Annotated in this window: 10 protein-coding genes; 3 read left to right on the top strand and 7 right to left on the bottom strand. The window is 66.7% G+C overall.

Annotated features, from left to right (window positions below):
- Nucleotides 1-56 precede the first annotated feature (56 nt).
- Together QZ709_RS14015 and QZ709_RS14010 are read right to left on the bottom strand one after the other, a co-directional pair.
- Nucleotides 57-1,451 carry an MBL fold metallo-hydrolase gene (locus QZ709_RS14015; protein ID WP_294637964.1) on the bottom strand — a complete coding sequence of 465 codons (1,395 nt, stop codon included), beginning with the start codon at nt 1,449-1,451 and terminating at the stop codon, nt 57-59.
- A 108-nt stretch (nt 1,452-1,559) separates the two neighbouring features.
- Entirely contained in the window at nt 1,560-4,202 is a 2,643-nt protein-coding gene (locus QZ709_RS14010; RefSeq protein ID WP_294637962.1) for a DNA topoisomerase III, read from the bottom strand.
- A gap of 145 nt (nt 4,203-4,347) precedes the next feature.
- Between QZ709_RS14010 and QZ709_RS14005 the strand changes: the two genes are divergently transcribed.
- The 3 genes from QZ709_RS14005 to QZ709_RS13995 are packed head-to-tail and all read left to right on the top strand — an operon-like array spanning nt 4,348 to nt 6,548.
- Nucleotides 4,348-4,866, top strand: coding sequence for an SET domain-containing protein (locus tag QZ709_RS14005; protein ID WP_294637961.1), 519 nt, complete (start codon nt 4,348-4,350; stop codon nt 4,864-4,866).
- Nucleotides 4,867-4,871: 5 nt separating this feature from the next.
- Entirely contained in the window at nt 4,872-5,789 is a 918-nt protein-coding gene (locus QZ709_RS14000; RefSeq protein WP_294637959.1) for a biotin--[acetyl-CoA-carboxylase] ligase, read from the top strand.
- A gap of 18 nt (nt 5,790-5,807) precedes the next feature.
- Entirely contained in the window at nt 5,808-6,548 is a 741-nt protein-coding gene (locus QZ709_RS13995; protein ID WP_294637958.1) for a hypothetical protein, read from the top strand.
- On the opposite strand, the gene QZ709_RS13990 is transcribed toward QZ709_RS13995, so the two are convergent.
- The 5 genes from QZ709_RS13990 to QZ709_RS13970 form a co-directional block, all read right to left on the bottom strand.
- Nucleotides 6,532-8,442, bottom strand: a complete 1,911-nt coding sequence (locus tag QZ709_RS13990) for a S8 family serine peptidase (protein WP_294637956.1) — start codon at nt 8,440-8,442, stop codon at nt 6,532-6,534. The two genes, QZ709_RS13995 and QZ709_RS13990, sit on opposite strands and share 17 nt — an antisense overlap.
- Before the next feature lie 101 nt (nt 8,443-8,543).
- Complete coding sequence (gene gap, locus QZ709_RS13985) at nt 8,544-9,545, bottom strand: type I glyceraldehyde-3-phosphate dehydrogenase (RefSeq protein ID WP_294637955.1); 1,002 nt, start codon at nt 9,543-9,545, stop codon at nt 8,544-8,546.
- A 100-nt stretch (nt 9,546-9,645) separates the two neighbouring features.
- Complete coding sequence (gene tkt / locus QZ709_RS13980) at nt 9,646-11,694, bottom strand: transketolase (protein ID WP_294637954.1); 2,049 nt, start codon at nt 11,692-11,694, stop codon at nt 9,646-9,648.
- Nucleotides 11,695-11,783: 89 nt separating this feature from the next.
- Nucleotides 11,784-12,674, bottom strand: a complete 891-nt coding sequence (locus QZ709_RS13975; protein WP_294637952.1) for a glycosyltransferase — start codon at nt 12,672-12,674, stop codon at nt 11,784-11,786.
- 23 nt (nt 12,675-12,697) lie between these two features.
- Nucleotides 12,698-13,588 carry a glycosyltransferase gene (locus QZ709_RS13970; protein ID WP_294637951.1) on the bottom strand — a complete coding sequence of 297 codons (891 nt, stop codon included), beginning with the start codon at nt 13,586-13,588 and terminating at the stop codon, nt 12,698-12,700.
- Nucleotides 13,589-13,591: the final 3 nt, after the last annotated feature.

The raw sequence follows: 13,591 nt of genomic DNA, 5'->3' as shown, positions 1-13,591 counted from the left end.
ACGCGGACGCCGCGCACCTTACACCCTCGGGCCCTTGCCGTCCCGACGCCGGCGGATCAGGCCTTGGCGGCTGGGGCTTTTGCCGCTCGGGGCCGCACCAGTTCGGCGGTGTCACGGTAATCGGGCACGCTCGCGGCCAGGCCCAATTCTTCCTCGATGCGCAGGCGCAGCGTGTCGGCCGCGGTCGGCTCGCCGTGCACCACGTACACGTGCTTGGGCGGCTTGCCCAGGTGCTTCAGCCAGTTCAGCAGGCCGCGCTGGTCGGCATGGGCCGACAGCCCTTCGATCTGCGTGACCTCGGCGCGAATCGGCACGTACTCGCCGAAGATCTTGAGCGATGTCGCTCCCGCCACCAGCGAGGCGCCCCGCGTGCCGCCGGCCTGGAAGCCGCTGAGCACGATGGCGTTGCGCGCCTGCGGTCCGAAGTGCGAGATGTGGTGCAGCGCCCGACCCCCCGTCAGCATGCCGCTGCCGGCAATGATCACCATGGGATAGCGTTGCCGCATCAGCGCCTGCGACTCGGCCACATCGCGCACGAAGCGCGTCATCTCCTGGATGCCCTGGCACTCTTCCGGCGTCAGGCGGTGTTCGTCCATGTGGCGGCGGTACAGCTCGGTGGCCGAGATGGCCATGGGACTGTCGAGCACGATGGGCAGGCGTGGAATGGCACCGGCCTCGCGCAGACGATACAGCGAGTACAGCAAGCCCTGGGTGCGGCCCACGGCAAAGGCCGGGATGATGACCGTGCCGCCGCGCGCCGCGGTGCGCCGGATCACATCGCCGAGTACCTCGATGGCATCGACGTCGGCATGCAGGCGGTCGCCGTAGGTCGATTCGACCACTACCCAGTCGGCCATCTGGCCCTGCGCGGGCGGCAGCATCACCAGGTCGTCGTCGCGTCCCAGGTCACCCGAGAACAGCACCGACTTGCCCTTGTGCTCGATGGCGATGCTGCTCGCGCCAAGGATGTGTCCGGCCGGCGTAAAGCGCACCTTCACGCCACCTTCCAATGCGACCACCGCGTGGGCCTCGACGCGCCTCAGGTGCTGGATGGCCTTCTGCGCATCGCGCACGGTGTAGAGCGGCTTGGCGGGCGTGTGCTTGGTCGCCGCGTGCCGGTTGCGGTAGCGGGCTTCTTCTTCCTGCAGGTGGGCCGTGTCCTGCATGAGGATTTCGGCCAGATCGGCCGTGGCCGCCGTCGTCCACACCGGGCCCTTGAAGCCATCGCGGTACAGCGCGGGCAGCATGCCGCTGTGGTCGATGTGGGCGTGCGTCAGCAGCACGGCATCCAGGCTGGCCGGGTCGAACGGGAAACCGGCCCAGTTGCGCTCGCGCAGTGTCTTGAAACCCTGGAACAGGCCGCAGTCCACCAGCAGCCTGAGGCCGCCCACTTCAACCAGCGTCTTGGAACCGGTGACGGTGGCGTTGGCCCCGTAGAAAGTCATGCGCATCGGTGCTCTCCGTTGAATCATTCAACGCTAGCACAGCGACGCGCCGGTGACCTTGCCACACATCGCACCGCGCGCTCGCTGCGCCGGGCGATGTGTGGCGCGCGCCACTCAGGCAGCCTTGCGGGCCGGCGCCTTCTTGGCTGCTGCACGCGGCGCACGCGGCTCGAACTCGAAGCCCACCTTGCCAGCCTTGGCGTCCCAGCTCAGGAAGGCCTTGAACTTGCGCCGCGTCTTGTTCGACACGAAGTTCTCGAGCAGGTCGGTCTTGCCGGTTTCCAGCAGCTTGCCGAACTGCTCCGGCGTGATGGGTTGCTGCAGGATGACCTTGCCGCTCTTGAAGTCGCACTTGCCCTTGGCGGCGCCCAGCGTGTTTTCACACACGTAGTTGGTGCCGTGTTCGTAGACGCTGCCGCCGCACTTGGGGCAGGCGCCCAGCGTGGTGGCGTTGCTGAAGTCCACGGCCTCGCCGGACTCCTCTTCCTTCTTCGCGTCTTCGCCGAAGTCGAACTCCATCTTCCAGTTGTTGAGCTCGGCGTCCTTGACGAGCTTGAGTTCGGCAGTGAAGGGCCAGCCCGCCTTCGAGCGGAAGCCTTCCAGCGGGCCCAGCTTGTGCTCGCGCAGCAGCTGCTCCACCTCGTGCAGCTCGAAGCTGCGGCCGGCCGGGATCTTGGTCATGCTGAAGCCGCAACCGGTGTGGCCTTCGGCATCCCCGCCGCCCTTGCCGGTGCAGGTGAAGCGGCGATAGTTCTCCTTCACAACGCCACCGCAGTTCGGGCACGGCGTGCTCAGCGTGGCGTAGTCGCCCGGGATGGTGTCGCGGTCGTACTCCTTGGCCTTCTGCACCACGCGCTGGGTCATCGCCGCGATCTCGGCCATGAAGGCCTCGCGACTCAGGCGCCCGCGCTCCATCTCCGAGAGCTTGTGCTCCCAGTTGCCGGTCAGCTCAGGCTTGGTCAGGTCTTCCACGCCCAGGCCGCGCAGCAGCGTCATCAGCTGGAAGGCCTTGGCCGTGGGGATCAGCTCGCGGCCCTCGCGGATCATGTACTTCTCGGTCAGCAGCCCTTCGATGATGGCGGCGCGCGTGGCCGGCGTACCGAGGCCCTTCTCCTGCATCGCAGCCTTGAGTTCCTCGTCGTCGATCAGCTTGCCGGCGCCTTCCATGGCGCTCAGCAGCGTCGCTTCCGAGTAGCGGGCGGGCGGCTTGGTCTTCAGGGCGTTGACCACGACGTCTTCATTGCGCACGGCCTCGCCCGGCTGCACGGCCACCAGCGTGGTGTCGTCGCCCTCTTCCGCAGCTTCCTTGCCATACACGGCCAGCCAGCCCGGCTTGACCAGCACCTTGCCGTTGGTCTGGAAGTGGTGCGTCTTGCCGGCCGCCGGAATCTTCGTGATGCGGGTGGTCACCATGAACTCGGCCGCCGGGTAGAACACCGCGATGAAGCGCTTGACCACCATGTCGTACAGCTTGGCCTCGGCCTCGGTCAGGCTCTTGGGCGTCTGCATCGTCGGGATGATGGCGAAGTGGTCCGACACCTTGGCGTTGTCGAACACGCGCTTGTTGGGCTTGATGTAGCCGTCGTTGACCGCCTTGCGGGCATGCTGCGACAGTTCGCGCAGCGGGCCGGGCAGGTCCTCGTCGGCAAGGGTCGCCATGGTCTGTTTGACCACGCTCACGTAGTCTTCCGGCAGCGCGCGCGAATCGGTACGCGGGTAAGTCAGCACCTTGTGCTTTTCATACAGCGCCTGCGCCAGGCCCAGCGTGGTCTTGGCGCTGAAGCCGAAACGCGAGTTTGCCTCGCGCTGCAGCGTGGTCAGGTCGTACAGCAGCGGGCTCGACTGGGTGCTGGGCTTGGCCTCTTCCGTGACGGTGCCGGTCTGGCCCCGCACAGCATCGGCGATGGCCTGGGCTTCGGCGGCGCTCCAGACGCGGTCGGCCTTGAACTCGGCCTCGGCCGAGCCTTCCGCAGCGGTCTTGTCCTTCTTGAAGTCCGGGTCGAACCACTTGCCGTCGTAGGTGCCGGCAGCGGCGTCGAACGTGCCCTTGATTTCCCAGTAATCGCGGTAGACGTGCTTACGGATCTTCTCTTCGCGCTCGACCACGATGGACAGCGTCGGCGTCTGCACGCGGCCCACGGTGGTCAGGAAGAAGCCGCCATCGCGCGAGTTGAAGGCCGTCATCGCCCGCGTGCCGTTGATGCCCACCAGCCAGTCGGCTTCGGAGCGGCAGCGGGCGGCGCTGGCCAGCGGGGTCATCTGCTCGTCGGTGCGCAGGGCCTCGAAGCCGTCGCGGATGGCGGCTGGCGTCATGCTCTGCAGCCACAGGCGCTTCACGTCCTTGCCCAGGCCCTTGGCCTTGGTCGTGGCCGTGCTGTCCTGCGCGTACTGCACGATCAGGCGGAAGATCAGCTCCCCTTCGCGCCCCGCGTCACAGGCGTTGATCAGCGTGGTGACGTCCTTGCGCTTGATGAGCTTGACCAGGGCGTTCAGGCGCCCCTTGCTCTTGTCGATCGGGTTCAGATCGAAATGCGGCGGGATGACCGGCAGGTTGGCGAAGCTCCACTTGCCGCGCTTGACGTCGAATTCTTCCGGCGCCTTGATCTCGACCAGGTGACCCACGGCCGAGCTGACGACATAGTGCTCGGATTCGAAGTACTCGTCGTGCTTCTCGAACTTGCCGTCCACGGGCGTCAGCGCCCGCACGATGTCCTGTGCGACCGACGGCTTCTCTGCAATGACCAGGGCTTTGCTCATGGGGGGTGTTTATATCTTCACTCGGCCTCTGCGTTGGAGGCAGGGTTCCGTTCTTACAATCGGGCCTCGCGCGCACGTGCACACGTACGTGCACGTGCACACACGCACGCGCGCGCCCACCAATTCAATGTAACCAAAAAGGCCGATGACGCAAGCCGCCACCAAGCCCCACCCTGCCGCCCGCACGGCCCCCAGCAGCGCCCCCGCCACAGGTGGGCGCCGCACCCAGGTCCGGGATTCCGGCGTCCACGGGAAAGGGGTGTTCGCGGTGCGGCCCATCCGGGCCGGCGAGCGGGTGCTCGAATACAAGGGCGAGATCATCACCTGGGAAGAGGCACTCGACCGCCATCCCCATGATCCCGAGCAGCCCAATCACACGTTCTACTTCCACCTCGACGACGGCCATGTCATCGATGGCAAGTACCTGGGCAACTCGGCCAAATGGATCAACCATTCTTGTGCCCCCAACCTCGAGGCGGAGCAGGTGGGCGACCGGGTCTTCCTGAATGCGCTGCGCGACATCGAGCCCGGCGAAGAACTGTTCTTCGACTATGGCCTGATCATCGACGCCCGCATGACGGCCAAGCTCAAGAAAGAATACGCGTGCTGGTGCGGGGCACCGAGCTGCCGCGGCACGATGCTGGCGCCCAAGCGCCGCCGCTGACCGGCATGGACACCGGACAAGGGCCTGCCTCGGCATCGGCATCGGCAGACCGGGACGCCGTCGTCGCGGACCTGAACAACGCGGCCGAGCAGATCTGGCTGGCCTGCCACACGGACTGGCCGGACCTCGCCATCGAGGTGCGCCCCGAGGTGGGCTCCACCAACACCGAGCTGATGAACCGGGCCGACGACCCCGCGCCCGCGCCCATGCTGCTCACGGCAGCCCACCAGGTGGCGGGCCGGGGACGGCAGGGTCGACAGTGGGTGGCGAGGCCGGGTGACAGCCTCGCCTTTTCGCTGGCCCTGCCCCTCGCGTTCGACCGGGTTCCCGGCGGCGCGGGCGCGCTGTCGCTCGCCGTGGGGCTGGCCGTCGCCCAGGGCCTTGATGCCTTGCGTGCCGGCCGGGCCGCCCAGGCTGGCGCTCCCGCCCCGGCCGCCCTGGGCATCAAGTGGCCCAACGACCTGTGGCTGGGGGGGCGCAAGCTGGGCGGCATCCTGATCGAGGCCCGTCAGGGCGCCCACCTGCCGCCAGGGCACCGGTGGGTGGTGGTGGGCATCGGGCTCAATGTGCGCGCCGGGGTGTTCGCCCCGGCCGCCTGCGTCGCCGACGGCCTGCCAGCCAGCCACGCCCCCGCGGTGGGCGCCACCTGGGCCGCCATCGTGCCGATGCTGCTCGACACCGTGCGCACCTTCGCCCAGCAGGGCTTTGCGCCGCTGCAGGCGGCCTATGCCCAACGCGATGTGCTGGCGGGCCAGAGCGTGGCCTTGTGGACACGCCCGGGCACTCAACCCACGCAGGACACGCCCCAGGAAACCGGCCTGGCGGCCGGCGTGGACGCCCACGGCAGCCTGCTCGTGCATACTGACTCCGGACTGCGCACGTGGTCCAGCGGCGAAGTGTCCGTCCGCCCCTGCGTGCCCTGACCCGCTTGTTGCCCGACGATGCTTCGCTCCCTGGTGCTGATCCTGCTGCTCGTGAACGCCGCGTTCTTCGCCTGGACGCAGGGATGGCTCGATGCCGTCGTCGGCGTGCGGCCAGACGGGCACCGTGAACCGCAGCGCCTGGGCCAGCAGCTCGCAGCCCAACAGATCGAGGTCGTCGTGCCGCCCACCTTGAAGGCGCCGAACGCACCCGATGCCGCGACGCCAGCCGCCATCGCCGCGGCCGCGACGGACAGCGCAGCACCGTCGGCGCAGCAAGGCGCGGCTTCAGCAGACCAGACAACCGGCGCCCTCTGCCTGGAGGCGGGCCCTTTCGCGCCTGGTGTGCGACCACAGCTTGAGGCGCTGTTGCGCCCCGTGATCGGTTCTACCGCGCTCACCCTGAACATCGCCGCCACCCCGGGGCTGTGGATGGTGTACATGGGCCCTTATGCCGACGCCGACATGCTGGCGCGCAAGCAGGACGAGCTGCGACGCATCCGCGGACTGGACTTCGAGCCCGTCCGCGCCCCGGCCAACCTCGCCCTGGGCATTTCGCTCGGCCGCTACACGCAACAAGCCGAGGCCAACGCCGCGCTGGAGCGACTGCGCGTCCGCGGCATCCGTACCGCGCGCGTGGTCATCTTGCGCCCTGCAGGAGAGGAACTGACCGCACGGGTGCCTCGCGCCACCGCAGCCGAGCAACAGGCCCTGACTGCGCTCGTCCTTCCGCAGGAGCGCCGTTTCAGCGCTTGCCGTTGACCCGACGACGCCGCGGCGCCAGGGCCAGCAGTGCCGCCCAGCACAGCAGCCACGGCCATGACAACGCCCCGCCGCCGCCCCCGCCCGAACGCGACGGCCCCCCTGGCGTGCCGGGCTGCAGCCGATCCGGCGTGAACCACGCCGCGGTGACACTCGGTTCGTCAAACGCCTGGGGACCGCCCCGGGCGTCCAGTCGGCTCAGCACGGTCGCCACGGCCAGATCGGCATCCAGAATGCCCGCACCGCAGGTCTCGGTGGTGCAGAAACAGTTTCCCTGAGGCACGCCATCCGCCTGACACGCGGGGGGCACCGGCAAAGGGGGACTCACCAGATCGGTGGACGCGATGTGAGGGCGCAGAACCCCGTCGAACGCAGCGGTGCGGGTCAGCAGCGTGCGCAACTCGTCCACCGTCAGGGATGGATCGAGCGACAGCATCATGGCTGCCACTCCGGCCACGATCGGAGAGGCAAAACTGGTCCCGTGGGCGACCACGGCCGCCGGGCCTGCCTCGGCATAGCCCGGCATCAGCAAGCCCGCAGACTGGGATCCCGCCTCCCCGGACACCGTGGCCAAACCCGATTCGATCTTGTTGGCATAGCTCGCCTTCAACCCACGACGCGTCAGGCCGGTGACGGCCAGCACCCCTTCACAGTTGGCCGGCCGTGCAGCCCCCCCCGCGCCCGTGCTGCCATCGCCATTGCCAGCCGACGCCACCACCAGCGCCCCCTTGGCGCGCAATGCGGCGACGGCCTGCTGGTACAGCCGGTCGGCCTCGCTGTCGGGATTGCGGCAGGTGCCCGAGCCCCCAAAGCTCAGGCTGAGCACCCGCGCGGGACTCAGGTTCACCGAGGGCTCACCGTGGTAGCGCACGCCGGCCGACCACAACAGGCCCTCGATCACGTCGCTGACGAAAGCGCCGCAACTGCCGCTGATGCGCACCGGCATGATCAGCGGCCCACCCTGACCGCCGCGCCCCAGCTGCGGCAGCATGCCCATCACGCCCAGGGAGGAGTCGCCCTGGCCGCCGAGCATGCCGGCGATGGCCGGCCCGTGCCAGGAACTGGCGTGCGCTCCGCAGAACGGGGACGGATACGTCCCCGGATTGGCAGCGATCTCGGCCTCTGTCAGCCCATCTCCCGGGTCGGTGGCGTCGGCGTCCAGCCCATCTCCATCCTTGGCATACGCCGCTTCACTGACAAAGTCGTAACCCGGAATCCAGCGGCCCGACATGCCCGGCAAGTCTCGCCAGCCCGAGTCCAGCACCGCCACCGCCACCGGATACAGCTGGCGGCCCGATCCGGCCAGTCGCTCCCATGCAGGACGGATGTTGGGCACGCCCTCACGCTCGGCCAGGGCCGCCGTGTCCTGCAGCCACCACTGCTGCTCGAACCACATCGGGGTCGTGGTGACAGCGCTCGGCAGGTGCCCGCCCGTGGGGGTCGCCATGGGCTTGAGTCGCTCGTTGACCACCACCCACTCGACGTCCGGATCCGCCCGCCAGCGGGCCGCCTCCTGCTCGGCTTCGCGCAGGGACATGACCCGACCGGGGTGGACCACGTGCGCCCCGAACGCCGTCGCCTTGTGCGCCAGAAAGCCGGTGCTGCGTCGATGGGCCGCCGCATGCAGGCGGCCGAGTTGGACCCGCTCCGAGTCGGCAGGGCGTGCCGTGGCAGCGAGGCGCACCACCGAGGGCACGCCCCCGGACTCCCTGAGTTTCACGATCAGACCGAGCGCGGCCCCCTCGTCGGGAGCGGCCGCACGCCCGGTCTGCACCGCCGGCACGGCAGCCCCGGCACACGACGCGACAACACCCAGCAGGACACCCACGCACCCGGCGCGACGATGGCCCACGGCCGACAGACAACGGTTCAGATAAGCGACATGCCAGTTCACAAGGGCTCCCAGAGCAGAGCCGGATTATGGGCAGCGACGCGCCCGTACCCCCCATGAAAAAGGCCCCTTGCGGGGCCTTCTGAAACAAGCTGTGCGCCAGTTTACTTGGCGATCACACGTGCCATTTCCAGGCACTTGTTCGAGTAGCCCCACTCGTTGTCGTACCAGGACACGACCTTCACGAAGGTCTTGTCCAGGGCGATGCCGGCTTCGGCGTCGAACACCGAGGTGCACGGCTCACCGCGGAAGTCGGTCGCCACGACCTTGTCTTCCGTGTAGCCCAACACGCCCTTCATGGCGCCTTCCGAAGCGGCCTTCATGGCCTTGCAGATGTCTTCGTACGAGGCTTCGGTGTTCAGCTCGACGGTCAGGTCGACCACCGACACGTCGGAGGTGGGCACGCGGAAGGCCATGCCGGTCAGCTTCTTGTTCAGCTCGGGGATCACCACGCCCACGGCCTTGGCAGCGCCAGTGCTCGAGGGGATGATGTTTTCCAGGATGCCGCGGCCGCCGCGCCAGTCCTTGTTCGACGGGCCGTCCACGGTCTTCTGCGTGGCGGTGGCAGCGTGCACGGTGGTCATCAGGCCGCGCTTGATGCCGAAGGTGTCGTTCAGCACCTTGGCCACAGGAGCCAGACAGTTGGTGGTGCACGAGGCGTTCGAGATGATGGTCTGACCGGCGTAGGTCTTGTCGTTCACGCCGTAGACAAACATCGGGGTGTCGTCCTTCGACGGGGCCGACATGATGACCTTCTTGGCACCGGCCTTGATGTGGGCTTCGGCGGTTTCCTTGGTCAGGAACAGGCCGGTCGACTCGATCACGATGTCGGCGCCGACTTCGTTCCAGGCCAGCTCGGCCGGGTTCTTCACGGCGGTCAGGCGGATCTTCTTGCCATTGACGATCAGGTTGTTGCCGTCGACGGCCACGTCACCCTTGAAGCGACCGTGCACGCTGTCGTACTTCAGCATGTAAGCCAGGTAGTCGGGCTCCAGCAGGTCGTTGATGCCGACGATCTCGATGTCGTTGGCGAAGTTCTGGACTGCAGCACGGAACACCATGCGGCCGATGCGGCCGAAGCCGTTGATACCGATCTTGATCGTCATGTTGGTCTTACCTCAGAGAGTGAATGAACTGGGTGATGGGGTCAGGCGCCCGGCGCGACACAGGGCCGCCGGGGCAGCCCCATGACCAGACTGCGCCCTTTTACTTCTTGATCGACAGAACCTTGCGGACCGTGGCCACCACGTTCTCGGTGGTGAAGCCGAAGTGCTTGAACAGCACGCCGGCCGGCGCCGATTCGCCGTACGTGTCGATGCCGACGACAGCATCCACACCATACTTCCACCAGAAGTCCGTCACACCGGCTTCCACCGCAATGCGGGGGAGCTTGTTCGGCAGCACGGCCTTCTTGTAGGCCACGTCCTGGCGGTCGAACACCGTGGTCGACGGCATCGACACCACGCGCACGGGGATCTTCTGCTTGGCCAGCTCGGCCTGCGCATGCAGGGCCAGCTGCACTTCCGAACCCGTGGCGATGATGACTGCCACCGGCTTCTTCTTCAGGCCCACTTCCGACGGCTCGGCCAGGATGTAGGCGCCCTGGGTGATGACGTCGGCATCAACCTTCGGTGCGTACGGCAGGTTCTGGCGCGACAGCAGCAGCGCGGTCGGGCGGTTCTTGTTGGCCAGCGCGATCGACCAAGCCACGGCGGTTTCCGTGGTGTCGGCCGGACGCCAGACGTCCAGACCCGGGATCAGACGCAGGCTGGCGGCATGCTCCACCGACTGGTGGGTCGGGCCGTCTTCACCCAGGCCGATCGAATCGTGCGTGAACACGTGGATCACGCGCTGCTTCATCAGCGCGGCCATGCGGATGGCGTTGCGGCTGTAGTCGCTGAAGGTCAGGAAGGTGCCGCCGTAGGGGATGAAGCCGCCGTGCAGGGCCACGCCGTTCATGATGGCGGCCATGCCGAACTCACGCACGCCGTAGTTGATGTGGCGGCCGGGCTTGCCCAGCTCCGTGACGGCCACCGAGCCGTCGTCCTCGAAGCGCACAGGCGGCGTGCTCTTGGTGTTGGTCAGGTTCGAGCCGGTCAGGTCGGCCGATCCACCCAGCAGCTCGGGCAGCGCGGCGGTGAAGTGCTCCAGCGCCTGCTGGCTGGCCTTGCGGGTGGCGACCGTCTCGGCCTTGTCGTGGGCGGCGGCCACGGCCTGCACCGCGATCTCCGAGAAGTTGGCAGGCAGCTCACCGGCCATGCGGCGCACGTACTCGGCGGCCAGTTCGGGGAAGGCGGCCTTGTAGGCGTCGAAGCGGCTGTTCCAGTCGTTGACCAGCAACTCGCCGTCGGCCTTGGCGCTCCAGTCGGCGTACACCTCTTCCGGCAGCATGAAGGGCTCGTGCACCCAGCTCAGCGCATCACGGGTCAGCTTGATCTCGTCGCCGCCCAGCGGCTCGCCGTGGGCCTTGGCCGTGTTGGCGCGGTTGGGCGAGCCCTTGCCGATGTGGGTCTTGCAGACGATCAGCGTGGGCTTGTCGCCGCTCAGCTTGGCGCGCTCGATGGCGGCGTCCACGGCGTCGATGTCATGGCCGTCGACGGGGCCAACCACGTTCCAGCCACAGGCCTCGAAACGCTTGGGCGTGTTGTCGATGAACCAGGGCGTGACCTGCCCGTCGATCGAGATGCCGTTGTCGTCGTACAGCGCGATCAGCTTGTTCAGCTTCCAGGCGCCGGCCAGGGCCACGGCTTCGTGGCTGATGCCTTCCATCAGGCAGCCATCACCCAGGAACACGTAGGTGTGGTGGTCGACGATGCGGTGGCCTTCGCGGTTGAACTCGGCGGCCAGCAGCTTCTCGGCCAGCGCGAAGCCCACGGCGTTGGTGATGCCCTGCCCCAGCGGGCCGGTGGTGGTTTCGACGCCCGGGGTGATGCCGACTTCCGGGTGGCCCGGGGTCTTGCTGTGCATCTGGCGGAAGGCCTTGAGGTCGTCGATCGACACGTCGTAGCCGCTCAGGTGCAGCAGCGCGTAGATCAGCATCGAGGCGTGGCCGTTCGACAGCACGAAGCGGTCACGGTCCAGCCACTGCGGGTTCGTCGGGCTGTGACGCAGGTGCCGGCTCCACAGCGCCACCGCCATGTCGGCCATGCCCATCGGCGCGCCCGGGTGACCGGAGTTGGCTTGCTGGACGGCGTCCATGGCCAGGACGCGGATGGCGTTGGCCATGGCGGTGGAGTTCTTGGTGGGGTTGGGCATGGTGGGCGGCAAAGACACAAAAGCGCGATTTTAAGACCAGGTCGAGCTTCCTCGCGCGCCAGCCGCCCCCCCCAAGGCCCTGCCCAGACCTACCGCAGGCTGCGCCAGTCACACACCAACAGCGCACGCAGCAGCAACTCTCCCCCTAGCGTCTGTCGATGACGGCGGGCGGCACACACCATTTTCCAGCGACGCAGCTGTCCGGAGGGCGCTTGCACGGCATCCAACGCCGCGAGTTGCCCTACGGACAGAGCATCGCCGTGCATGCGGCGGAACGCTCTTACCTGTGAAAGCATGGACGCCAGCCAGTTCTTCCGCCGGAGGTAGTCCAACATCCTCCAGTAACGCTTCAGCCCTGCCCCATACCCCATGTAGTTTCCGTCGTGCTGCCTGTAGAGAATCGTGGGCGTGTTATCGCAATAGACCGTACCAAAAGCCACCGCAACGACGTAAAGCCACCAGTCGTGGAAGTGAATGTCGGGCAGCGACTGCTCATCAGGGAGCGCGAACTTCAACAGCGCTTCATTCATCGCCACGGTGCAGCCCGTCACCTGATTCTCCACCAGAGCATTCAGCAACGTCACGCCTGCAGCCGACTGCCTGCCCAATCCGATAGGCTGCAGCGTGACATCCACCAATTGAGGGACCGCACAGTAGAGGAAGGGGTGCCCGTCGTGAAGGCAGACCTGAGACCAAGCGCGAGAAATCTTGTTCGGCAGCCAGATGTCGTCCTGATCGGCGAGCATGTACATGTCCCGACCACGCGGGGCCATTCGCATCAACTCGAAGAAGCTTCGCGCGAAACCGACATTGCTGCCACATACAAACTGGATTCGCGCGTCGTTGAACTGCGCTATTGATTCACTCGTAGCATCCGTCGAACCATCATCGCGCACGAGAAGAATCCCGTCGGGGGGCAGTTGAGCCAGTATGGATCGAATCTGCTCGGCAACAAAGCGGGCACCGTTGTAGGTCGACATGAGCACAACGCAACGCACGGCCTTCACCGATTCGCTTTCTCGGCAATCCGTGCCGACACTGCCTTCAGGGACCCACGGGCAACGACAAGCAGCAGCCAGACCATGACATGCGGCGCATGACGAGAGCGCCATAAAGGCCCCAAGGCGCCCGACAGGTACCGAGCATCACGGAGAAACTCGCCGTATGTGGCGCCTCCAAAGTCCGGCCATCGAACGCGAAGAAATCGATCCTCCGACACGTCAACGCCCCACGAGCGCCACATCGAAGTCACGATCTCCGCATGCGCCTGCCGAAGTCTTTCGGCTTTTTCCCGACTGATTTGCCGCGCATGCACCCGGTACTTCACCAAGGGCAGTGGAAGATTGGCAAAACGCCCCACTTTGGTCAGGCGCACCCAGACACCGTAGTCTTCGGAAAACTCCGTACTGGCTTGGTACAACGGTTCGAGCGACGTGATGCAAGACTTTCGCATCATGACCGAAGAATGAGCAAAGCAGTTCTCGAAGAGGAGCCGCCCGCGACAGCCCCAGTCCGTCATTGGCGTGAGCAGGATGCCACGCCGAGCACCGAACAATCGAATCGCTGACCCCAGCACGACCAGATCTCGGCGCGATTCCATGACGGCGACCTGAATGCGAAGCCGATGGCGGCTCGCGACGTCGTCGGAATCAAGCCGCGCAATGTATTCTCCTTGCGTGGCCGCAATCCCAGCATTGGACGCGGCGACCAATCCCAAAGGCTTCTGCCGGATCACACGGATGCGCGGATCGCTGGCTACCCACCGGCTGAGCAGATTCGGTGTACGGTCCGTGGAGCCATCGTCCACGACGACGAGTTCCCAGTGCGGATAGGTCTGCTCGCATACGGAGCGAATCGCGTCGTCGACATAAAGTTCGCCATTGCGAACAGGCATGAC

It is taken from the genome of uncultured Aquabacterium sp., from assembly GCF_913773725.1.
Lineage (GTDB): Bacteria > Pseudomonadota > Gammaproteobacteria > Burkholderiales > Burkholderiaceae_C > Aquabacterium.
This window is presented reverse-complemented; position numbering and strand designations above follow the sequence as displayed.